22 protein-coding genes are annotated in these 23,236 nt (G+C 52.5%); 2 read left to right on the top strand and 20 right to left on the bottom strand.

Translation table 11 applies throughout. The annotated features are described in order from the left end of the window. The first annotated feature begins 34 nt into the window (after positions 1 to 34). Positions 35 to 229, top strand: coding sequence for a hypothetical protein (locus BWI76_RS27970; RefSeq protein ID WP_128804966.1), 195 nt, complete (start codon positions 35 to 37; stop codon positions 227 to 229). Between the two features lie 240 nt (positions 230 to 469). Here BWI76_RS27970 and phoU read toward each other — a convergent pair whose 3' ends face one another. The 7 genes from phoU to glmU all read right to left on the bottom strand — a co-directional run bounded on the left by phoU (position 470) and on the right by glmU (position 8,790). Next, positions 470 to 1,195, bottom strand: a complete 726-nt coding sequence (gene phoU, locus BWI76_RS00140) for a phosphate signaling complex protein PhoU (RefSeq protein ID WP_004107251.1) — start codon at positions 1,193 to 1,195, stop codon at positions 470 to 472. A 49-nt stretch (positions 1,196 to 1,244) separates the two neighbouring features. Further along, positions 1,245 to 2,018: a phosphate ABC transporter ATP-binding protein PstB gene (pstB, locus tag BWI76_RS00145; RefSeq protein ID WP_004107254.1), complete on the bottom strand. Its 774-nt coding sequence runs from the start codon at positions 2,016 to 2,018 to the stop codon at positions 1,245 to 1,247. Positions 2,019 to 2,065: 47 nt separating this feature from the next. Next, complete coding sequence (gene pstA, locus BWI76_RS00150; RefSeq protein WP_004107257.1) at positions 2,066 to 2,956, bottom strand: phosphate ABC transporter permease PstA; 891 nt, start codon at positions 2,954 to 2,956, stop codon at positions 2,066 to 2,068. Further along, a complete protein-coding gene (gene pstC, locus BWI76_RS00155) occupies positions 2,956 to 3,915 on the bottom strand; it encodes a phosphate ABC transporter permease PstC (RefSeq protein WP_004871867.1) in 960 nt (319 codons plus the stop codon). The genes pstA and pstC overlap by 1 nt, the downstream gene beginning before the upstream one ends. A gap of 135 nt (positions 3,916 to 4,050) precedes the next feature. After that, on the bottom strand, positions 4,051 to 5,091 hold the full coding sequence (pstS, locus tag BWI76_RS00160; protein WP_004127017.1) for a phosphate ABC transporter substrate-binding protein PstS: 1,041 nt from the start codon (positions 5,089 to 5,091) through the stop codon (positions 4,051 to 4,053). Positions 5,092 to 5,407: 316 nt separating this feature from the next. Beyond that, positions 5,408 to 7,237 carry a glutamine--fructose-6-phosphate transaminase (isomerizing) gene (gene glmS, locus BWI76_RS00165; protein ID WP_004871870.1) on the bottom strand — a complete coding sequence of 610 codons (1,830 nt, stop codon included), beginning with the start codon at positions 7,235 to 7,237 and terminating at the stop codon, positions 5,408 to 5,410. A 182-nt stretch (positions 7,238 to 7,419) separates the two neighbouring features. Further along, positions 7,420 to 8,790 carry a bifunctional UDP-N-acetylglucosamine diphosphorylase/glucosamine-1-phosphate N-acetyltransferase GlmU gene (gene glmU, locus BWI76_RS00170; protein WP_004871875.1) on the bottom strand — a complete coding sequence of 457 codons (1,371 nt, stop codon included), beginning with the start codon at positions 8,788 to 8,790 and terminating at the stop codon, positions 7,420 to 7,422. Between the two features lie 345 nt (positions 8,791 to 9,135). On the opposite strand from glmU, the gene BWI76_RS00175 reads away from it, so the two are divergent. Further along, a complete protein-coding gene (locus BWI76_RS00175) occupies positions 9,136 to 11,307 on the top strand; it encodes a right-handed parallel beta-helix repeat-containing protein (RefSeq protein WP_004871883.1) in 2,172 nt (723 codons plus the stop codon). 417 nt (positions 11,308 to 11,724) lie between these two features. Here BWI76_RS00175 and BWI76_RS00180 read toward each other — a convergent pair whose 3' ends face one another. The 13 genes from BWI76_RS00180 to asnC form a co-directional block, all read right to left on the bottom strand. After that, on the bottom strand, positions 11,725 to 12,144 hold the full coding sequence (locus BWI76_RS00180) for a F0F1 ATP synthase subunit epsilon (RefSeq protein WP_004107274.1): 420 nt from the start codon (positions 12,142 to 12,144) through the stop codon (positions 11,725 to 11,727). Between the two features lie 20 nt (positions 12,145 to 12,164). Further along, positions 12,165 to 13,547, bottom strand: coding sequence for a F0F1 ATP synthase subunit beta (gene atpD / locus BWI76_RS00185; protein ID WP_004127025.1), 1,383 nt, complete (start codon positions 13,545 to 13,547; stop codon positions 12,165 to 12,167). 26 nt (positions 13,548 to 13,573) lie between these two features. Continuing rightward, complete coding sequence (gene atpG / locus BWI76_RS00190) at positions 13,574 to 14,437, bottom strand: F0F1 ATP synthase subunit gamma (protein ID WP_004871892.1); 864 nt, start codon at positions 14,435 to 14,437, stop codon at positions 13,574 to 13,576. A 50-nt stretch (positions 14,438 to 14,487) separates the two neighbouring features. Then, the gene (gene atpA / locus BWI76_RS00195; RefSeq protein ID WP_004127029.1) at positions 14,488 to 16,029 is read right to left on the bottom strand and encodes a F0F1 ATP synthase subunit alpha; all 1,542 of its coding nucleotides are present in this window, start codon (positions 16,027 to 16,029) and stop codon (positions 14,488 to 14,490) included. 12 nt (positions 16,030 to 16,041) lie between these two features. Beyond that, the gene (gene atpH, locus BWI76_RS00200) at positions 16,042 to 16,575 is read right to left on the bottom strand and encodes a F0F1 ATP synthase subunit delta (RefSeq protein ID WP_024360534.1); all 534 of its coding nucleotides are present in this window, start codon (positions 16,573 to 16,575) and stop codon (positions 16,042 to 16,044) included. 14 nt (positions 16,576 to 16,589) lie between these two features. Further along, entirely contained in the window at positions 16,590 to 17,060 is a 471-nt protein-coding gene (gene atpF, locus BWI76_RS00205; protein WP_004107293.1) for a F0F1 ATP synthase subunit B, read from the bottom strand. Positions 17,061 to 17,116: 56 nt separating this feature from the next. Next, positions 17,117 to 17,356 carry a F0F1 ATP synthase subunit C gene (atpE, locus tag BWI76_RS00210; protein WP_000429386.1) on the bottom strand — a complete coding sequence of 80 codons (240 nt, stop codon included), beginning with the start codon at positions 17,354 to 17,356 and terminating at the stop codon, positions 17,117 to 17,119. A 47-nt stretch (positions 17,357 to 17,403) separates the two neighbouring features. Further along, positions 17,404 to 18,219, bottom strand: a complete 816-nt coding sequence (gene atpB / locus BWI76_RS00215; RefSeq protein ID WP_004127037.1) for a F0F1 ATP synthase subunit A — start codon at positions 18,217 to 18,219, stop codon at positions 17,404 to 17,406. Positions 18,220 to 18,227: 8 nt separating this feature from the next. Then, positions 18,228 to 18,608 (bottom strand): F0F1 ATP synthase subunit I, encoded by a 381-nt coding sequence (atpI, locus tag BWI76_RS00220; protein ID WP_004871906.1) that lies wholly within the window; start codon positions 18,606 to 18,608, stop codon positions 18,228 to 18,230. Between the two features lie 616 nt (positions 18,609 to 19,224). Next, the gene (gene rsmG / locus BWI76_RS00225) at positions 19,225 to 19,848 is read right to left on the bottom strand and encodes a 16S rRNA (guanine(527)-N(7))-methyltransferase RsmG (RefSeq protein ID WP_024360533.1); all 624 of its coding nucleotides are present in this window, start codon (positions 19,846 to 19,848) and stop codon (positions 19,225 to 19,227) included. A 112-nt stretch (positions 19,849 to 19,960) separates the two neighbouring features. Beyond that, entirely contained in the window at positions 19,961 to 21,850 is a 1,890-nt protein-coding gene (mnmG, locus tag BWI76_RS00230) for a tRNA uridine-5-carboxymethylaminomethyl(34) synthesis enzyme MnmG (RefSeq protein ID WP_024360532.1), read from the bottom strand. A 381-nt stretch (positions 21,851 to 22,231) separates the two neighbouring features. After that, positions 22,232 to 22,672: an FMN-binding protein MioC gene (gene mioC / locus BWI76_RS00240; RefSeq protein WP_024360531.1), complete on the bottom strand. Its 441-nt coding sequence runs from the start codon at positions 22,670 to 22,672 to the stop codon at positions 22,232 to 22,234. Between the two features lie 91 nt (positions 22,673 to 22,763). Beyond that, positions 22,764 to 23,222, bottom strand: a complete 459-nt coding sequence (gene asnC, locus BWI76_RS00245) for a transcriptional regulator AsnC (RefSeq protein ID WP_004107306.1) — start codon at positions 23,220 to 23,222, stop codon at positions 22,764 to 22,766. Positions 23,223 to 23,236 lie beyond the last annotated feature (14 nt).

Raw genomic sequence — 23,236 nt, forward strand, 5'->3', positions numbered from 1 at the left:
GTCCCTTTATATAAAATGAGCGCAGCTGAATATCGTGAAAAATAACGACCAGCGCGAAGGCATGGTTTATCCTCAGACATTCTTTCATCGCATAAAAAAACCTGAAGAAAACTCCCTGCATAAAACAGAGGCGATTTTCTTCAGGTTTTGCCCGCACGGCGGTAACAACCCCATTCATCTACTGCGGGTGGATCATTTGGCAAAAAAAAACCTGACATCACCAGATTAAAGGTGATGTCAGGTTTTGCCTGCTTACGCAGTAACAATCCGCCGTTTCCATTCGGGCCTTGTAACGACAAGTCACCCGATTGATAAACCGTATTGTTACGCTATAAAAATAAAACCACAATTAGTGAAATTGTTATTTGTGACGACAATCGCACCGTTATTGTTAATAAAAAAATAACTTAAACATATATCATAACTAATTCTGATATGTCATTTTATCAGAATTAGTCTCTGTGATTTATTACTCTTTGGGATCTTTTCCCGCCAGCAGTTTATCCAGCTCGTCACCGCCAACATGACGGAAATCCTGACCTTTGACGAAGTAGAAAATATATTCGCAGATATTCTGGCAACGATCGCCGATACGCTCAATCGAGCGGGCGCAGAACAGCGCGGTCAACACGCTTGGAATAGTGCGCGAATCTTCCATCATATAGGTCATCAACTGACGTACGATGCCTTCATATTCCTGGTCAACTTTCTTATCTTCGCGATAAATACGCACGGCTTCATCAAGGTCCATACGCGCAAAGGCATCCAGTACATCGTGCAGCATCTGCACGGTATGGCGCCCCAGCGATTCCAGGCTTACCAGCAGCGGCTGATGCTGCTGGGAGAATTTTTCCAGCGCGGTGCGGCAGATTTTATCCGCGACGTCGCCGATACGTTCCAGCTCGGCGATGGTTTTGATAATCGCCATCACCAGGCGCAGGTCGCTGGCGGTTGGCTGACGCTTGGCGATGATGCGTACGCAGGCTTCATCGATCGCGACTTCCATCATATTGACCTGCTTATCGCCGTCGATAACGCGCTTCGCCAGCTCGCTGTCCTGGTTATGCATCGCGGTGATGGCATCAGAAAGCTGCTGTTCCACCAGCCCACCCATGGTCATGACCTGGGTGCGGATGTACTCCAGTTCGGCGTTGAACTGGCCGGAAATATGTTTGTTAAGATTTAGGTTATCCATAGTATCTCCTGATTGCCCAATAGGTTAGAGCCTGAAAGCAGAAGGGCAATCAACCGTAGCGGCCAGTAATGTAATCTTCAGTTTGCTTCTTAGCGGGCTTGGTAAACAGATCGTCCGTGTTGCTGAATTCAATCAGCTCACCAAGATACATAAATGCCGTATGGTCGGAACAACGCGCGGCCTGCTGCATGTTGTGGGTCACGATAACGACGGTGTAATCCTGTTTCAGTTCGGTAATCAGCTCTTCAATACGCCCGGTAGAGATCGGGTCCAGCGCCGAGCAGGGCTCATCCAGCAGTAAGACTTCCGGACGAATAGCGATACCACGCGCGATGCACAGACGCTGCTGTTGACCACCGGAGAGAGAATATCCGCTCTGATGCAGTTTATCTTTGGTTTCATTCCACAATGCGGCTTTGGTCAAAGCCCACTGCACTCGCTCGTCCATATCCGCGCGGGAGAGTTTCTCAAACAGGCGTACACCAAAGGCGATGTTGTCATAAATCGACATCGGGAACGGCGTCGGCTTCTGGAACACCATCCCCACTTTGGCGCGCAGCAGGGCGATATCCTGGGTGTTGGTGAGAATATTATCGCCATCCAGCAGAATTTCGCCTTCCGCGCGCTGCTCCGGGTACAGCTCAAACATTTTGTTGAACGTACGCAGCAGCGTGGATTTACCGCAGCCTGACGGACCGATAAACGCCGTAACCTGGTTTTTGGTGATATCCAGGTTGATGTTTTTCAGGGCATGGAATTTTCCGTAGTAGAAGTTCAGATTACGTACTGAAAGTTTACCCGGGGTCGTATTCACCATACTCATCTCGTTCTCTTCCTCATTCGGCGCCGCGTTTCGCCGCGCCGCAAAAATTAACCGTGTTTATTCTTCGCGAAAATAACGCGCGCCAGAATGTTCAGCAGCAATACGCACAGGGTGATAATCAAGACCCCGGCCCATGCCAGTTGCTGCCACTCCGCAAACGGACTCATGGCAAATTTGAAAATCGTTACCGGCAGGTTAGCGATCGGCTGCATCATATCAGTGCTCCAGAACTGGTTGGAGAGCGCGGTAAACAGCAGCGGCGCCGTTTCCCCGGCGATACGGGCGATGGCCAGCAGGATACCGGTCATAATGCCCGATACCGATGCCTTCAGGGTGATCGCAGAAATCATGCGCCACTTCGGCGTACCCAGCGCATAAGCCGCCTCGCGCAGGCTGTCCGGAACCAGCTTCAGCATGTTTTCAGTGGTACGAATAACGATAGGCACCTGCAGCAACGCCAGCGCAATCACGCCCGCCCAGCCGGAAAAGTGCTGCATTTGCGCAACGACGATGGTGTACACAAACAGACCGACGACAATCGACGGCGCGGAAAGGAGGATATCGTTAATAAACCGAATCACTTCCGCCAGCCAGGATTTACGGCCATATTCCGCCAGATAAATCCCCGCCAGAATGCCCAGAGGGGTACCGATAACCGTCGACCACAGAATCAACAATCCGCTACCCGCCAGGGCGTTTGCCAGACCGCCGCCCGCCGTATTTGGCGGCGGGGTCATTTCGGTAAACAGCGCCAGGCTCATGCCGTCGATGCCGCGGGTAACGGTGGACATCAGGATCCAGATAAGCCAGAACAGGCCAAACGCCATGGTCGCCATCGATAGCGTCAGGGCGAGGCGGTTTTTCATGCGGCGTTTTGCCTGCATTTTGCGGCGAGACTCCGCCAGCTCCGCGGTGGTTTGTAGTTCAATCGTCGCCATTAGCGTGCCCCCTCGTTCTTAGCCAGACGCATAATCATAAACTTCGATGCGGCAAGAACAATAAAGGTAATAACGAAGAGAATCAGGCCCAGCTCCATCAATGCGGCAACGTGCAGCCCGGTTTCCGCCTCGGCAAACTCATTGGCCAGCGCGGAGGTGATGCTGTTGCCTGGCATATATAATGAAACGCTATCAAGCTGGTAGGTGTTGCCGATAATAAAGGTCACCGCCATGGTTTCCCCCAGCGCGCGCCCCAGTCCGAGCATCACTCCGCCGATAACGCCGTTTTTGGTAAAGGGCAGAACGATACGCCAGATAACTTCCCACGTTGTACAGCCGATACCGTATGCCGACTCTTTCATCATCACCGGCGTCTGTTCAAAGACGTCACGCATAACGGCCGCGATATAAGGGATGATCATGATGGCCAGAATCACGCCTGCCGCCAGAATACCGATACCAAATGCCGGGCCCGCAAAGAGCGCGCCAACGAACGGAATGGTCGAGAGAACGTTGCCAACAGGCTCCTGGAAGTAGGTCGCAAACAGCGGGGCGAAAATAAACAGACCCCACATGCCGTATACGATACTGGGAATCGCGGCCAGCAGCTCAATAGCGATACCCAGCGGGCGCTTGAGCCAGGCGGGTGACAGTTCGGTCAAAAACAGCGCGATACCGAAGCTCACCGGCACGGCGATCAGCAGCGCGATAAATGAGGTGACCAGCGTTCCGTAAATAGGCACCAGGGCACCGAAAATCTGGTTCGGCGCATCCCACTCTTTGGTCCACAGAAAGGCAAAGCCGAATTTCTCAATGCTTGGCCAGGACGAGATGATAAGGGAGACGATGATGCCGCCAAGCATCAATAGCACAATCAGCGCCGCCAGTTTTACCAGCACGCTGAAAATTATGTCACCCTTTTTCCCCGGAGGGTTAAATGCCGGCTTGGTTGCAGCCATAAGTTACTCTTCAGTTTCGGGCCAGAAAAAATCGTAGTTTACTGATCTTTCTGACAAAGGTAATGCCATACCCTAAATAATTCGAGCTGCAGGCAAGCGCTGCCAACGCGCCTGTAGCTCGAAGTATGACGGGTATTAGTACAGCGCTTTACCGCTGCTATCCTTGACGTTGGTCTTCCATGCCGCGCGAACCTGCTCAACCACGCTTTCCGGCAGGGTTGCATAATCCAGCGCGTTAGCCTCTTTACCGCCGTTTTTATACGCCCAGTCGAAGAACTTCAGCACTTCAGCGGTCTGCTCTGGCTTGTTGGAAGCCTTGTGAACCAGAATGAAGGTGGTCGAGGTAATCGGCCATGCGTTGTCGCCTTTCTGGTTAGTCAGATCCTGTGCAAAGGATTTGCTCCAGTCGATTTCTTTCGCCGCGTTAGCGAAGTTATCTTCAGTCGGGCTCACCGGCTTGCCATCGGCGGACAGCAGTTTGGTGTAAGCGAGGTTATTCTGTTTTGCGTAGGCATATTCGACGTAGCCGATAGAACCCGGCAGACGCTGAACAAACGCGGCGATGCCGTCGTTGCCCTTACCGCCCAGTCCGGTCGGCCAGTTTACGGTTGAACCCGCGCCGATTTTAGATTTCCACTCTTCGTTCACCTTCGCCAGATAGCTGGTGAAAACGAAAGAAGTACCGGAACCATCGGCACGACGAACCACTGCGATATTCTGAGAAGGCAGCTTCATGCCCGGGTTGAGCTTAGCAATCGCTGCATCATCCCATTTTTTGATTTTGCCAAGGTAGATATCACCCAGCGTTTTACCATCAAGCACCAGCTCGCCGGATTTCACGCCAGGCAGGTTAATCGCCAGCACCACGCCGCCGATAACGGTCGGGAACTGGAACAGACCTTCCTGAGCCAGTTTATCGTCAGCCAGAGGGGCATCAGAAGCGCCAAAGTCTACGGTGTTGGCCGTAATTTGTTTTACGCCGCCAGAGGAGCCGATACCCTGGTAATTGACTTTATTACCCGTTTCTTTGTTATAGGTATCTGCCCACTTGGCATACACCGGCGCGGGGAAAGTTGCGCCTGCGCCAGTCAGGCTTGCTGCTGCAAAAACAGAGAAAGCGCTCATCGATAAGGTCGCGGCGACAACTGTTGCGACGGTGGTACGCATAACGTTCATAATGTCTCCTGCTGGATTCGTAAACCATTGTTTCGAAGCTATGGTGAGCAAAATAGGACAAACAGGTGACAGTAAAATGTACTAATTATTACAGTTTTATGACAGGCGAAAAGGCGGGATTTCACGCTAAATAAAAACAATACAAATCATATTGTTAATAAAGATAATGAGGAAAAGATTGCCGAAAAATTTTATTTTTATGACGGCAAAAAAGCGTCTCAAAAATGACAGACTGTCATAAAGCGGGTGGGATCTCGCCGTTCGCCGCAAATAAAAAGGGCTGCCGGACGGCAGCCCTGTCACGATGTAAAAACCGTTATTCCACGGTAACCGATTTCGCCAGGTTACGCGGCTGGTCAACGTCAGTCCCTTTGATCAGCGCGACGTGATACGCCAGCAGCTGCAGCGGTACGGTGTAGAAGATTGGCGCGATAACCTCTTCAACGTGCGGCATCTCGATGATGTGCATATTGTCGCTGCTGGTGAAACCCGCATCGCCGTCAGCAAAGACGTACAGCTGGCCGCCGCGGGCGCGAACTTCTTCAATGTTGGATTTCAGTTTTTCCAGCAGTTCGTTGTTCGGCGCCACCACCACTACCGGCATCTCAGCGTCAATCAGCGCCAGCGGACCATGCTTCAGCTCACCGGCAGCATAGGCTTCTGCGTGAATATAGGAGATCTCTTTCAGCTTCAGCGCCCCTTCGAGGGCGATGGGATACTGATCGCCGCGTCCAAGGAACAGCGCGTGGTGTTTGTCAGAGAAATTCTCAGCCAGCGCTTCGATACGCTTATCCTGCGAAAGCACCTGCTCAATGCGGCTCGGCAGCGCCTGCAGGCCATGCACGATCTCGTGTTCGATAGCGGCGTCCTGGCCTTTGAGGCGCGCCAGTTTCGCCACCAGCATCAGCAGAACGGTCAGCTGCGTAGTGAAGGCTTTGGTCGAGGCGACGCCGATTTCCGTTCCGGCGTTGGTCATCATCGCCAGATCGGATTCACGCACCAGAGAGGAACCAGGCACATTACAAATCGCCAGCGAGCCCAGATAGCCCAGCTCTTTCGACAGGCGCAGACCGGCCAGCGTATCTGCCGTTTCGCCTGACTGAGAGAGGGTGATCATCAGGCTGTTGCGACGCACGGCCGATTTGCGGTAGCGGAACTCGGAGGCAATTTCGACATCGCACGGTACCCCTGCCAGCGACTCAAACCAGTAGCGGGAAACCATACCTGAGTTATAGGAGGTGCCGCAGGCGATGATCTGAATATGCTCAACCTGCGACAGCAGCTCGTTAGCCTGCGGGCCCAGCTCGCTTAAATCAACCTCACCATGGCTAATGCGCCCGGAAAGGGTATTTTTGATAGCGTTCGGCTGCTCGTAGATCTCTTTTTGCATGTAGTGGCGATAGATACCTTTATCGCCCGCATCGTACTGCAGATTGGATTCGATGTCCGGGCGCTGCACTTCGGCGCCGGATTTATCAAAGATAGTCACCGAACGGCGGGTAACCTCAGCAATATCGCCCTCTTCGAGGAAGATAAAGCGGCGGGTAACCGGCAGCAGCGCCAGCTGATCGGAGGCAATGAAGTTTTCCCCCATCCCCAGGCCAATGACCAGCGGGCTGCCTGAACGAGCGGCCAGCAGCGTACCCGGATCGCGGGTATCCATGATCACGGTGCCGTAAGCGCCACGCAGCTGCGGGATGGTTCGCAGAACGGCTTCACGCAGGGTGCCGCCTTGTTCCAGCTCCCAGTGAACGAGATGCGCAATCACTTCCGTGTCAGTCTCGGAGACAAAAACGTAGCCTCGCGACTGCAACAGCTCGCGCAGCGGCTCATGGTTTTCGATGATCCCGTTATGCACCACCACAATATGGTCAGAAACATGCGGATGCGCGTTACCTTCAGACGGTTCGCCGTGCGTCGCCCAGCGGGTATGGGCAATCCCGGTACCGCCGTGCAACGGATGTTCTTCCAGTGCCTGGGCCAGCATCTGTACTTTCCCAAGGCGACGAACGCGGTTCATATGGCCTTCGTTATCGACGACTGCCAGACCGGCAGAGTCGTAACCGCGGTATTCCAGACGACGTAAACCTTCGAGAAGGATTTCAGCAATATCACGCTGCGCGACTGCGCCAACAATTCCACACATAGTTTTTCATTCCGATTTTGGCTGTATGCCATACGTTGTCGGTCAACCTGTTTACCCGAATTTCGGGCGCCCCGAGCCTTGTAGAGAGTGGGGTTATTTTTATGGGTACTGCCGTGGGGGGGAGGATTATGTTATCCCCTCACCCCGCTCTTTCTCCCCGAAAGGGCGAAAGAGAAATAGCGTTACTTTTTCTTCACCGGGCGCTGCCAGCCCTGTTTATGGACCTGCGGCACGCGGCTTAACACTAATTCATTATCGGCAATGTCACGCGTTACCGTTGTTCCTGCGGCAATGGTGACGCCATTGCCGACGGTCACCGGCGCGACCAGCTGGCTGTCAGAGCCAACAAACACGTCATCGCCAATCACCGTTTTGTGCTTATTTGCGCCATCATAGTTACAGGTGATGGTGCCCGCGCCGATATTGACGTTATCGCCAATCTCGGCGTCTCCGAGATAGGAGAGATGCCCGGCTTTTGTGCCTTTACCCAAGCGCGCCTTTTTAATTTCGACAAAGTTGCCAACGTGCGCGCCTTCCAGAAGCTCAGCGCCTGGGCGCAGCCGCGCGAACGGTCCAATGGTACAGGCGGCTTCCAGATGCGCATCCTCCACCACGGTATAGGGGCTAATCTCGCAATCATCACCAATGGTGCTGTTCTTGATGACGCAGCCAGCGCCGATCTTGACCCGATCCCCCAGCACCACGTCACCTTCGAGGATAACGTTAGTATCAATTTCGACATCGCGCCCGTGTTTCAGCACGCCGCGCAGATCAAAACGCGCCGGATCGCGCAGCATAACGCCCGCGAGCAGCAGCTTTTCAGCCTGTTCAGACTGCCAGACGCGTTCAAGGCGGGAGAGCTGCAGGCGGTTATTCACGCCTTCCACTTCGCTTAACCGTCGCGGATGTACAGCGGTAATTTCACGACCTTCTTGATAGGCCATGGCGATAATGTCGGTGATGTAGTATTCGCCCTGAACGTTGTTGTTGGTGAGCTTAGCCAGCCAGCGTTTAAGATCCGCCCCGTTGGCGACCAGAATCCCGGTATTAATTTCCTGAATCCGGCGCTGCTCTTCGCTGGCGTCTTTATGCTCAACAATACCCGTCACCGCGCCGTTATCGCGCGTAATGCGGCCATAGCCGGTCGGATCGTCCAGCTTCACCGTCAACAGGCCGATACCGCCCTGCGGTTTCGCGTCCCGCAGGCGCTGTAATGTTTCGACGGAAATAAGCGGCACGTCGCCGTACAGCATCAGGATATCTTCATCGTCGCTGAAGAACGGCGCCGCCTGCTGCATGGCGTGGCCGGTACCAAGCTGTTCGGCCTGTAGGACCCAGTTAAGATTGTCTTCGCGCAGCGTCTGGCGAAGCAGGTCGCCGCCGTGCCCGTACACCAGATGTACGGCGGATGCCCCTAATTCTTTAGCCGCATCAATAACATGCTGCACCATCGGCTTTCCGGCCAGCGAATGCAACACCTTAGGAAGATCGGAATACATGCGGGTACCTTTGCCTGCGGCAAGAATAACCACGCTCATCGGACTGTTTGACATACGCATCCTGACTGCTGTTAGAACGAAAAGTAAAAGCCTTTCACGTTGAAATATCTACATATTTTTCATCATGAAACGAGACGAAGATAAAACGCACAAGCGTAACGCTATACACCATTTTAGGTGGGTATTTTTAGCCAGCGCAAACCCGTTTAGCGCAAAAAAAGCATTTTAACGGGGAGGGATACCGGCTATCCCTCTGCTTTTGCTGTTTTTTTGATGGAAAAATAAAGAAAATCCATAAAGTAAAACGCGGTTTTAATATGCATTAATTGTGACGCAATAAATAGAAACACCATTTCATTTTCCTGATAATGCCGGTTAATAATTACCCAGGAGAAAAAAATGAAAAACAAAATACCTTTGGCATTAACCCTTTGCAGTACGATGATCGCGCTACCGCTGCAGGCCAACGAAGGCCATCAGTGGCGGGCAATCGCCTTTGGGCAATCCACCGACAGTAACTTTTCCTCGAACGTGTTGCCGGAAAAAATTGGCGTCAATGATGTCACCATTGCCGGGAAAAAGCTGACGCCGCAGGATTCCGCCGATCTCAGCCAGCCCATTACCATCGAGAGCCGGGGAGGTAAAATTGCCAACTCCCACGACGGACTGACCTTCTTTTACACCGAGCTGCCAACCAATAAGAATTTTATCCTGCAGGCTACGGTGACCGTCAATCAGTTTGGACCGGAAAATGGCGCGCGTCCGGCGGCGCAGGAAGGCGCGGGACTGCTGGTCCGCGACGTCATTGGCAACCCGCGCCAACAGCCTCTCAAGGTCGGCTACGAAGAGTTCCCGGCGGCATCCAATATGGTGATGAACGCCATTATGACCCAGGATAAAAAAGATGGCTCGCATATCAAGCTGCAGGCTATTAGCCGGGAAGGGATAACCCAACCGTGGGGCAATGCGGGCGCTGCAATCAAGCGTCAAAGTTACAAAGAGAAAATCGATATCCAGCAAACCCCGACGTTTCAGCTTAAGCTGGAACGTACTAACGACGGATTTATTACCTCATGGGCGGCAACGGGCAGTAATGAATGGGTAAGCCAGCGGGTTCCTCACGCCGATCTGATTGCTCAGCAGGATAAAGAACATTACTACGTCGGTTTCTTCGCCTCACGTAACGCCAAAATCACCGTCAGCAATGCTTCCCTGACGACCTCCGCGGCAAATACGGTTCCCTCCGCCCCGTATGTTGCCAAAAGCTGGCCGCCGGTCATGCAAATTGCCTCGGGGACAAAAAGCCAGAGCAAAGAGTATCTCCTGCAGGCGCGCACGAATAGTGACGGACGCATCACCGTGCGTCAGGATGAAGTGGTGATCGGGCAGGATAAAGCCGTGAAGGCCGGAGAGATGTATACCCAGCCTGCCGTTCTGAAAGATAAAAGCACATTCGAAATTAGCTTCACTCCAGCCACCGGCGCAAACACGCTGACCCAAACGCTGACGGTTGAACAGAGCGCCAATGTGACAGGCAATACGCTGTACGCCGCGCCGGATGGGCTGTCGCAGGCTAAAGGGACGACGGACTCGCCGCTGGATTTAGCCACCGCTGTCGACCTCGTTCCCCCTGGCGGGCAAATTGTATTAGCCGCAGGTGATTATCCGCAAACAACCATCCCGGTTAGCGCCAGCGGCCTGAAAGACAAAGTCAAAACCCTGAAAGCCGACGGAAAAGCCGTGATTCACGGGCTCCTGCTGGATGCCAGCTACTGGCATATCAATGGAGTAGACATTACGGACAAGAGCCTGCGCGTACAGGGTAGCCATAACCTGATCGAGAACGTCACCGCGTATCGGAACGATGATACCGGCATTCAAATTTCCTCTCCGGCGGATGTCGGACGCCCGCTGTGGGCCAGCCATAACCGGGTGGTGAATTCTGAATCCTTTAATAACGAAGATCCGGGTAAAATTAACGCCGATGGCTTTGCGGTGAAAATGCGCGTAGGGGAGGGTAACCGGCTGGAGGGCTGTTACTCACACGATAATATCGACGACGGCTTCGACCTGTTCAATAAGATTGAGGACGGCGCTAACGGCGTTGTGGTGATCGAGAACTCCATTGCCCGCAATAATACCAGCAACGGCTTTAAGCTCGGTGGGGAAGGGCAGCCGGTCGCCCACGAGGTACGCAACAGCATCGCCATCGGCAATCATCTGGACGGTTTTACCGACAACTTCAATCCTGGCAAGCTGGTAGTGGTCAATAACGTCGCGGTGGATAACCAGCGCTTTAACTATCTATTCCGCCCAAGCCCGTATGGCGCACCGGAAACGCAGGGTACCTTCAGCGATAACCTTTCTCTGCGCAGCCAGCCGGGGAAATATGACGATGCCGTTATCGGGAACATTGATGATAGCAACTACTTTATCCACGGTGGCCGAAGCATCAACGCCCAGGGAAAGAGCATTCACAGCGCCGACTATCAGACTCTGACGCTGCCGGATCCGCTGACGCGTGAGGCCGACGGCAGCTTTAACACCGGTAACTTCCTTAGCCGCAATTAACCAGGGACACGCTAAAAACATAAAGGTCGCCCTCGGGCGACCTTTTTACTTCCTTTCCTGCTTCACACCGCATGTGTTGTCGTTTTAGTTAGCGGTACAGCGCATAAGCAGTCTGGAGAGCGGACTTCTTAGTGGTTGAACGTACCGAAGGTTACGTTCATAGCACTGAAGAAAGCGACGATTTTATTAAGCAGTTTCATGATCTCTTCCTGGATAGCGATTACGTTTTTGATGAACTCTTTTTTGTGACTAACATCACAAAAATAAGTCTACGCTTCATCTTTTAAACGATCAACAAAAATGAGATATACATCACAAAATTTTTAAACCCGCTTTTTAATTTTGCTTTTTCTGAAACGAAGCCATAAAAAAAGCCAGCCTGGAAACCAGACTGGCTTTTTAACGTTCAAGCCGGTGTTACATCGCTTTTTTGGTCAACTCGATAACGCGCAGTTTAGCGATCGCTTTGGCCAGTTCCGCAGACGCCTGAGCGTAGTCCACGTCACCATGAGAGCTCTTAATGTGCTCTTCAGCCTTACGTTTCGCTTCCAGGGCTCGCGCTTCGTCGAGATCCTGGCCACGAATTGCCGTATCAGCCAGAACGGTCGTGCTACCCGGCTGCACTTCAAGAATGCCGCCTGACAGGTAGATAAATTCTTCGTGACCGTGCTGCTTAACGATGCGAATCATACCAGGCTTAATGGCGGTGAGCAGCGGCGCGTGCCCCGGGTAAATACCCAGTTCACCTTCACTACCCGTTACCTGGATTTTCTCGACCAGACCAGAGAACATTTGTTTCTCTGCGCTGACGACGTCCAGGTGGTAAGTCATTGCCATATCACCCTCCGATTAAGGCGTTAAAGTTTTTTGGCTTTTTCCACGGCTTCGTCGATAGAACCGACCATGTAGAACGCCTGCTCCGGCAGGTGATCGTATTCGCCTTCCATGATGCCTTTAAAGCCACGGATGGTGTCTTTCAGGGAGACATATTTGCCCGGAGAACCGGTAAATACTTCTGCCACGAAGAACGGCTGGGACAGGAAGCGCTGAATCTTACGCGCGCGAGCTACCACCAGTTTATCTTCTTCAGACAGTTCATCCATACCCAGGATGGCGATGATGTCTTTCAGTTCCTGATAACGCTGCAGGATGGACTGGACGCCACGAGCGGTGTCGTAGTGCTCCTGACCAACAACCAGCGGATCCAGCTGACGGCTGGTGGAGTCCAGCGGGTCAACTGCCGGGTAGATACCCAGAGAGGCGATCTGACGGCTCAGTACCACGGTGGCGTCAAGGTGCGCAAAGGTGGTGGCTGGAGACGGGTCAGTCAAGTCATCCGCAGGTACGTATACTGCCTGTACGGAAGTGATTGAACCGGTTTTGGTCGAGGTGATACGTTCCTGCAGAACGCCCATCTCTTCCGCCAGGGTCGGCTGGTAACCTACCGCTGAAGGCATACGGCCCAGCAGTGCGGATACTTCAGTACCGGCCAGGGTGTAACGGTAGATGTTATCCACGAACAGCAGAACGTCACGACCTTCGTCACGGAACTTCTCAGCCATGGTCAGGCCGGTCAGCGCAACGCGCAGACGGTTTCCCGGCGGCTCGTTCATCTGGCCATACACCAGGGATACTTTATCGATAACGTTGGAGTCGGTCATTTCGTGGTAGAAGTCGTTACCCTCACGAGTACGTTCACCTACGCCCGCAAACACGGAGTAACCGGAGTGCTCGATCGCGATGTTACGGATCAGCTCCATCATGTTTACGGTTTTACCTACGCCCGCACCACCGAACAGACCAACTTTACCGCCCTTCGCAAACGGACACATCAGGTCGATAACTTTGATGCCGGTTTCCAGCAGTTCCTGAGAGTTTGACAACTCTTCGTAGGAAGGTGCTGCACGGTGGATAGCCCAACGCTCTTCTTCGCCGATGTCGCCTTTCATGTCTACCGGTTGGCCCAGTACGTTCATGATACGACCCAGCGTGGCTTTACCTACCGGGACTTCGATCGGGTGCTCGAGGTCTTTTACTTCCAGACCGCGACGCAGACCGTCGGAAGAACCCATGGCGATGGTACGAACAATACCGCCGCCGAGCTGCTGCTGAACTTCCAGCACCAGCTTCTCACTACCATTTTGCACCTCAAGAGCCTCGTACACGCGCGGTACGGCATCCTGAGGGAATTCGACGTCGACCACGGCGCCGATTACCTGGACAATTTTTCCAGTAGCCATCTTGAATCCTCTACGAATTAACCTGGTTATACCGCGGATGCTCCACCGACGATCTCGGTGAGTTCCTGAGTAATGCTGGCCTGACGAGCTTTGTTGTATACCAACTGCAGCTCTTTAATCAGGCTGCCGCCATTGTCGGTCGCGGCTTTCATCGCCACCATACGTGCGGCCTGCTCGCTGGCCAGGTTTTCTACCACACCCTGATAAACCTGAGATTCCACATAACGACGCAGCAGGGTATCCAGCAGCGCTTTCGGATCGGGTTCATACAGGTAATCCCAGGATTTACGCTTCAACTCACCCTCTTCTGAAGCCGGTAACGGCAGCAGCTGAGTAATGGTTGGAACCTGAGACATGGTGTTAATAAATTTGTTGCTGACAATATACAGCTTGTCCAGACGGCCTTCATCGTAGGCCTGCAACATCACTTTTACCGGACCGATCAGTTCGGACAGGGAGGGGTTATCCCCCATACCCGTCACCTGGGCGACAACATTACCGCTAACGGAATTAAAGAACGACACGCCCTTCGAGCCGATCATTGCGAGTTCGCACTGAACGCCTTTATCGGACCATGCTTTCATTTCCGCCAGCAGCTTTTTGAACAGGTTAATGTTCAAGCCACCGCACAGACCACGGTCGGTAGACACCACCAGGTAGCCCACGCGTTTAACGTCGCGTTCTTCCAGGTAAGGGTGCTTATATTCCAGATTACCGTTCGCAAGGTGACCGATCACTTTGCGCATGGTATCTGCATATGGACGGCTGGCCGCCATGCGCTCCTGCGATTTACGCATTTTGGAAGCGGCGACCATTTCCATCGCTTTAGTGATCTTTTGCGTGTTCTGGACGCTTGCGATCTTACTACGTATCTCTTTTGCGCCGGCCATGAGCTTCTCCTCAATGCCTTGCGGCCTGCCCTAGAGCAAGCCGCCAGACTTTACCAGGATTGGGTTGCTTTGAAGGAATCGAGGATGCCTTTCAGCTTGCCTTCGATTTCGTCGTTATAGCCACCGGACTGGTTGATCTCTTGCATCAACGGAGCGTGATCACGGTCGACGTAAGCCAGCAGAGCGGCTTCAAAGCTACCGATTTTCGACAGCTCGACATCCGCCAGATAACCACGTTCTGCCGCGAACAGAACCAGAGACTGCTGCGCAACGGACATCGGCGCATACTGTTTCTGTTTCAGCAGTTCGGTCACTTTCTGACCGTGGTCCAGCTGCTTACGGGTTGCATCATCAAGGTCAGAGGCAAACTGCGAGAACGCCGCCAGTTCGCGATACTGTGCCAGAGCGGTACGAATACCACCGGACAGTTTCTTCATGATCTTGGTCTGAGCTGCACCACCAACACGGGATACGGAGATACCCGGGTTAACCGCAGGACGAATACCGGAGTTGAACAGGTTGGTTTCCAGGAAGATCTGACCATCGGTAATGGAAATTACGTTGGTCGGAACGAACGCAGAAACGTCACCCGCCTGGGTTTCGATAATCGGCAGCGCGGTCAGAGAACCGGTTTTACCTTTCACTTCACCTTTGGTGAAAGCTTCAACGTATTCGACGTTAACACGTGCGGCACGCTCCAGCAGACGAGAGTGGAGGTAGAATACGTCGCCCGGGAATGCTTCACGTCCTGGCGGACGACGGAGCAGCAGGGAGATCTGACGGTAAGCAACGGCCTGTTTAGACAGGTCATCATAAATGATCAGCGCATCTTCACCGCGGTCGCGGAAGTATTCACCCATTGCACAACCGGCATACGGCGCCAGGTATTGCAGTGCGGCAGATTCAGATGCGGTAGCAACCACAACGATGGTGTTAGCCAGCGCGCCGTGTTCTTCCAGTTTACGTACCACGTTAGAAATGGTGGACGCTTTCTGGCCGATAGCTACGTAGACGCACTTGATGCCGGAATCACGCTGGTTGATGATGGCGTCGATGGCCAGAGCGGTTTTACCCGTCTGACGGTCGCCGATAATCAGTTCACGCTGTCCACGACCGATTGGGATCATGGCATCAACGGATTTATAACCGGTCTGCACCGGCTGATCGACGGACTGACGTTCGATGACGCCCGGTGCGATAGCTTCAACGGCGGAGAAGCCGTCGTGCTCCAGCGGACCTTTACCATCAATCGGTGCACCCAGGGTGTTAACCACACGTCCCAGCAGGCCGCGGCCAACCGGAACTTCAAGGATACGGCCAGTACATTTAACCTTCATACCTTCGGCGAGGTCAGCGTACGGACCCATCACAACGGCACCTACGGAGTCGCGCTCCAGGTTCAGTGCGATAGCGTAACGGTTACCCGGCAGAGCGATCATCTCACCCTGCATACAATCGGCCAGGCCGTGAATGCGGATAACACCGTCACTTACAGAAACGATAGTACCTTCGTTATGAGCCTCGCTCACAACATTGAACTGAGCAATGCGCTGCTTGATCAGTTCGCTGATTTCGGTGGAATTCAGTTGCATGCTCCAGTCCCCTTAAGACTGCAAGACGTCTGCAAGGCGTTCAAGACGGCCGCGTACGCTACCATCAATGACCATATCACCCGAACGGATGATTACGCCTGCCATTACAGACTTATCGATTTTGCAATTCAGCTTAACTTTGCGTGACAGACGTTTTTCCATCGCGGCGGTAATTTTCGCAAGCTGTTCGTCACTCATTTGAGCGGCAGAAATAACTTCTACCTCTGCGGTTGCCTCACTGGCAGCGCGCAGGTGAATGAACTGCTCGAGAACATCAGGGAGCGCATTCAGACGACCATTTTCAGCCATTACCCGAATCAGGTTTTGGCCATTTTCGTCCAGTTGCTCACCACAGACCGCGATAAACACATCAGAGAGCGTTTCTGGCGCCAGTGCGCCGGAGAGTAGCTCTGTCATTTGTTCGTTTTTCGTCACTTCAGCGACAAACGCCAGCATATCCTGCCAGCGTTCAACGCTGTTGTGTTCGACGGCAAAGTCAAAAGCTGCTTTGGCGTAGGGGCGAGCTACCGTTACAAATTCAGACATCAGCCCCTCCCTCCTTACAGTTCAGCGACAAGTTTATCCACGATGTCGCTGTTAGCAGCTTCATCCACGGAACGTTCGATGATCTTCTCGGCGCCAGCAACAGCCAGGATAGCGACCTGCTTACGCAGCTCCTCACGAGCACGTTTACGTTCGGCATCGATTTCAGCCTGCGCCTGTGCGACGATTTTGGTGCGTTCCTGTTCTGCTTCCGCTTTTGCTTCGTCCAGGATCTGAGAGCGACGCTTGTTCGCCTGCTCGATGATTACCTGGGCTTCCGCTTTCGCTTTTTTCAGCTGGTCGGTCGCGTTGGCCTGTGCAAGGTCCAAATCTTTCTTAGCGCGTTCTGCAGAAGCTAAACCGTCAGAAATTTCTTTCTGGCGCTTTTCGATGGCAGCCATTAACGGCGGCCATACATACTTCATGCAGAACCATACGAAGATAACAAACGCGATGGCCTGGCCGAGGATTGTTGCGTTCATGTTCACAGCACAATACCTCTTAAAAAATAACTCTGTGGCTTAGGTTTCTTTCGAACAACTTACTACGCGACGGCGAACATCACGTACAGACCCAGACCTACAGCGATCATCGGGATAGCATCCACCAGACCCATAACGATAAAGAACTGAGTACGCAGCAGAGGAATCAGATCCGGTTGACGCGCTGCGCCTTCCAGGAATTTACCCCCGAGGATGCCGATACCGATCGCAGCACCGATTGCCGCCAGACCCATCATCACAGCGGCAGCCATGTACAGCAGATCCATATTCAGGTTTTCCATGACAGTCTCCAGTTTGTTTCAGTTAAAACGTAGTATGTTGGTAAAAATCAATGCTCTTCAGATGCCATCGACAGATAGACGATCGTCAGAACCATGAAGATGAAGGCTTGCAGCGTAATAATCAGGATGTGGAAAATGGCCCATGGCACATTCAGAATCCACTGTGACCACCACGGCAACAGGCCAGCAATCAGAATGAAAATCAGCTCACCGGCATACATGTTGCCGAAAAGTCGCAGACCCAGTGATACAGGTTTTGACAGCAGGCTTACCCCTTCAAGGATTAAGTTGACAGGAATGAACGCCCAGTGATTGAACGGCTGCAGGGTCAGTTCTTTAACGAACCCGCCCACGCCTTTCATTTTGATGCTGTAGAAAAGAATCAGGATAAATACGCCAAGCGCCATCGACAGGGTGATGTTAACGTCAGCTGACGGCACCACGCGCAGAGCAGGCAGACCGAGAACGTGTTCGCCGATCCAAGGGATAAAGTCGATAGGCAGCAGATCCATCAGGTTCATCAGGAATACCCAGACGAACACGGTGAGGGCCAGCGGAGCAATGACCTTGCTCTTGCCATGATACATATCTTTGACGCTGCCATGGACGAAGCCGATGATCATCTCAATAAAGGTCTGGAATTTACCAGGTACGCCGGTTGTCGCCTTTTTAGCCACGCTGCGGAACATAAACAGGAATAACAGACCGAGCACCACTGAGAAAAACATGGAGTCAATGTTGAGCGTCCAGAAGGTGGCCGGGGGGTTGTGCGGATCCACCAGCGAGAATGTACGCAGGTCCAGCTGAAGGTTATTCAGATGGTGGCCTATGTAATCCTGCGGCGTCATATTTTCTGAAGCCATGATGCCTTTTACCCTTTGTTGTTAATTACAGCTGGCGCCAGAACTTGTACCACCAGCACCAAAACCCACGTCACTATCAGCGGCAAAAATACCACTTTCAAAACCGCCAGCGCCATCGCCAGAAAGGCGAAGGTCAGCAACACCTTGAAGGCTTCGCCGATGGCGAAGGACCAGGCCACTCGGCCTCTAGCTGGTGTATGCGCCTGATGACGCCAGGCAAAAATCATAAATATCACGTTTGGCAAAAGAACCGCCAAACCTCCACTCACCGCGGAGATGCCCCAGAAAGGGTCTTTGAGGCTGAACAGCAGTCCACTTGCTATTACTGCCAGTAACTGAATAAACAGAAGCTTACGAGCAACGTTTCGACTCAAGAGCGACACTGACATCACGTTTTTACTCCTGCTCCCTTCGAGGTATGTCGCGTGTCGTATAAAACGTCCTTTAAGACGAAGAGTCAAGCATCAAAAAGCGGACAAATTATACGGTGACGCCCCGTGATTTCAAACAATAAGTAGCAAAATAGTGAATAAATGTTTAATTATTTTCCGACAGACAACTTTTCATGCATTTCACCGTTCTGTGAGCCGTCATGCAAAACTGCAAATACCGCGAAAAATCGGCAATTAAAGCGTGCATCAGATCACATAATAAACATTTTCCGCGAAATCGAATTAATTCTGTACATAAAACTCGATTTTTTATCCTTTTGATATTCAACATAAAAAGTAGGTATTCTTTCTAAAACAATCCCATATACAATAAAAACCTTTTATTGACATTCATAATAAATATTTAACATCGGTATGAACGACAAGCAGCGAGATTTTTAGCGTACTGATATTTTCAATGTTGACTATTCTGCAAGTAAAGTAACCGCGCAAAGTTAACGGAAAGAAAAACCCTGGTAACTCCATGGTTAAAGACAGTCCGATAATACCCTGCCGTGACTTTTATTTTTGTAACATGCACGGCCCGTCTTTTTTTCACATTTTTTGATAAAAATTAAATCATTTTTGGCTGAATCACCACAAGGTGACGCTCCCCTTCCAGCTGAGGCACATGCAGTTCGACAACATCTTTAATGACGAACCCTTCCGGTAGATTTGCCATTTCATCTTCCTGCGCTAACCCTTTGAGCGCATAGAAGTGACCGTTCTCCGCGGGTAAATGATGGCACCAGCTCACCATGTCATTCAGCGACGCAAATGCGCGGCTAATAACGCCATCAAACGGCGGCTCTGCCGGGAACGCTTCCACGCGGCTTTGTACCGGGGTGACGTTATCCAGTTTTAGCTCATGCTGGACCTGGCGGAGAAAACGTACTCGCTTGCCAAGGCTGTCTAACAGGGTGAAGTGGGATTCAGGACGCACGATAGCCAGCGGGATCCCCGGCAGGCCTGGGCCCGTACCGACATCGATAAAACGCGTTCCGTTAAGGTATGGCGCAACAACAATACTATCGAGGATGTGGCGTACCAGCATCTCGTCAGGATCGCGAACCGAGGTCAGGTTATAGGCCTTATTCCACTTATCCAACATGCCAACATAGCCGACAAGCTGGTTTTTCTGGTGATCGGTAAGTGAAATACCTGCTTCATCAAGAAGACGAGAAAGTTTGTTGAGCACGATCGGTACCTGTTTAAAAACAATGAGCCCGGAGGCGATTCGCTTACCGGGCTGAGAAATTAACCTGGCGGACGTCAGATGCGTATCCGCCAATGTATCGTTCAGTGGAAAATCAGGCGCTACGGCGCAGCATTCCCTGCTTTTTCAACCACACCAGCAAAATCGAGATTGCCGCAGGCGTAATGCCGGAAATACGCGATGCCTGCCCTATCGAAGACGGCTTATGGTCGTTCAACTTGGCAATGACCTCGTTCGACAGCCCATTCACCTGGCGATAATCAAGCGTAGCAGGCAGCAACGTGTTCTCGTTGCGCTGTTGTTTCTCGATTTCATCCTGCTGGCGCGCGATGTAGCCTTCGTATTTTACCTGAATTTCGACCTGTTCCGCCGCTTGCTTGTCCTCAAGACCCGGCGAGAACGGCGTCATCTGCACCAGCTGTTCGTAGGTCATTTCCGGACGACGGAGCAAATCTTCACCGTTAGCTTCACGGGATAAAGGCGCCGTCAGATGAGCATTCACTTCCGCAGCGCTTTCCGCCAGCGGATTAACCCAGCTGGCTTTCAGGCGCTGACGTTCACGTTCAATGCTCTCAAGCTTCTGGTTGAAACGCGCCCAGCGTTCGTCATCCACCAGACCCAGTTCACGGCCTTGTTCGGTCAGGCGCAGATCGGCGTTGTCTTCACGCAGCATCAGGCGGTATTCCGCACGAGAGGTAAACATGCGGTATGGTTCTTTGGTACCGAGAGTACAGAGATCGTCTACCAGGACGCCAAGGTAAGCCTGAGAGCGGCCCGGCGCCCATCCCTCTTTCTCGGCGGAGAAACGAGCTGCGTTGAGGCCGGCAAGCAGGCCCTGAGCGGCAGCTTCTTCATAACCGGTAGTGCCGTTAATCTGGCCGGCAAAGAACAGGCCATGGATAAATTTACTTTCCAGCGTCGGTTTCAGGTCACGCGGGTCAAAGAAATCGTACTCAATAGCGTAGCCAGGACGAACGATTTTTGCATTTTCCATCCCCTGCATTGAGCGGACGATTTGCATCTGGACATCGAACGGCAGGCTGGTGGAGATACCGTTTGGATAAATCTCGTTGGACGTCAGTCCTTCCGGCTCGAGGAAGATCTGGTGCTGGTTGCGATCGGCAAAGCGCATGACCTTGTCTTCGATCGAAGGACAGTAGCGCGGGCCGATCCCTTCAATCACGCCGGCATACATCGGGCTGCGATCGAGGTTGTTACGGATCACGTCATGGGTTTTCTCGTTGGTATGCGTGACATAGCACGGTACCTGACGCGGATGTTGAGAAGCATCCCCCATAAACGAGAAGACCGGCATCGGATTATCGCCGTGCTGCTGTGCCAGAACGCTGAAATCAATCGTCCTTGCGTCGATGCGCGGCGGGGTACCGGTTTTCAGGCGGCTGACGCGCAGCGGCAGTTCACGCAAACGACGGGACAGCGGGATCGACGGAGGATCGCCTGCACGGCCGCCGCTGTAGTTATCGAGACCAATATGGATCTTACCGTCAAGAAAGGTTCCGACAGTCAGTACTACCGCTTTGGCGCGGAATTTAAGCCCCATCTGGGTGACGGCGCCGACAACACGATCGTTCTCAACAATCAGATCTTCCACCGCCTGCTGGAAGATCATTAAGTTAGGCTGGTTTTCCAGCGCGGTCCGTACGGCCTGGCGGTACAGCACTCGGTCTGCCTGAGCGCGAGTCGCCCGTACGGCAGGGCCTTTGCTGGCGTTTAGTATCCTAAACTGGATACCTGCGTGGTCAATGGCCTTCGCCATCAGGCCGCCAAGCGCATCCACTTCTTTTACCAGGTGTCCTTTCCCAATGCCGCCAATCGCCGGATTGCAGCTCATCTGCCCCAGCGTGTCGATATTGTGTGTCAAAAGCAGAGTCTGTTGACCCATTCGCGCTGCGGCCATCGCGGCCTCAGTGCCTGCATGACCCCCGCCAATGATGATGACGTCAAAAGGATCCTGATAAAACATGGTGGTATGCCTCGCATAAAGCGGTTTGAAAATAGATTGAAGCCCGGGCCGTGGATTCTACTCAACTTTAGCCTTTCGAGAAAGCGCCGGGATCCTGAGTATTAAAAAGAAGATCTTTTATTTAGAGATCTGTTTTATTGTGATCTCTTATTAGGATCGGCTTGTCTTGTGGATAAGTCAGATCCGCGGTTTAGGATCAACCGTTTAAGAAGGATCGCTTTCTGTGAATGATCGGTGATCCTGGTCCGTATAAGCTGGGATCAAAATGAAGGGTTATACACAGCACAAAATTCAGGCAACGGTTATACTTTGGATAACTACCGGTTGATCCAAGCTTTTAAGCATAGTTATCCACAGAAGAAAGTATGATCTTTACAATTCTCAGAGCAAGTTTTTCCAGGATCCCAGCCAAATCTCGGCCGGATCTTCCGGAATTTCATGTTCGAGGACGTTAATTTTTAGCGTTTCACCGATCTGTTTTGCCCCGCAGGCTTTGAGCGCAGTCTCGAGCTTATCAATCGCTCCGCAGAAGGTATCGTATTCGCGGCTACCAATGCCGATTGCGCCAAAATGGACTGCAGAAAGATCGACCTGCTTCTCCTGAAGCGCTTCATAGAAGGGCAGCAGGTTATCGGGAATATCCCCGGCGCCATGAGTAGAAGAGATAACCAGCCAGATCCCCTGCGGCTGCAGATCTTCGATCAGCGGTCCGTGCAGGATAGTCGTGCTGTGACCAGCCTCTTCCAGCTTTTCCGCCAGATGTTCTGATACATATTCTGCGCTACCCAGCGTACTGCCGCTGATAAGAGTTATCTCTGCCATGATCGCCCGCTCCACTATTCAGAGTGGCGTATTGTACGCTGTGAGCGAGCTGGGATCTACCTGTGGAAAAATGTGGGATTAAAAAGCCCGATCATGGGCGGATGGTGCGCATAATCGGGTTTTGCAGGACGATCAGCGTTTCAGTGGACTGAATTTCATCAATTGTTTGGATCTTGTTGATAAGTACATGCTGGAGCGCGTCAATCGATCGGCACATCACTTTTATAAAGATGCTGTAGTGCCCGGTGGTGTAATACGCCTCGGTAACCTCATCCAGGCTGTTTAGCCTGGCCAGCGCGGAGGGGTAGTCTTTCGCGCTCTTCAAAATAATGCCGATAAAGCACCCCACATCGTAACCCAGCTGCTTGGGGCTGACGTCGATACGCGCGCCGGTAATAATTCCGGCCTGCTTCATTTTCTCTACGCGAACGTGAATGGTCCCCGGGCTGACGCCAAACTGTTTTGCCAGTTCAGCATAGGCGGTACGCGCATTGGCCATGAGGGCCTCAAGGATGCCGCGGTCCAGATTGTCGATCTGATAATTTTCCATAGGTTTTTCTTATG

It is taken from the genome of Klebsiella sp. M5al, from assembly GCF_002090195.1.
Lineage (GTDB): Bacteria > Pseudomonadota > Gammaproteobacteria > Enterobacterales > Enterobacteriaceae > Klebsiella > Klebsiella grimontii.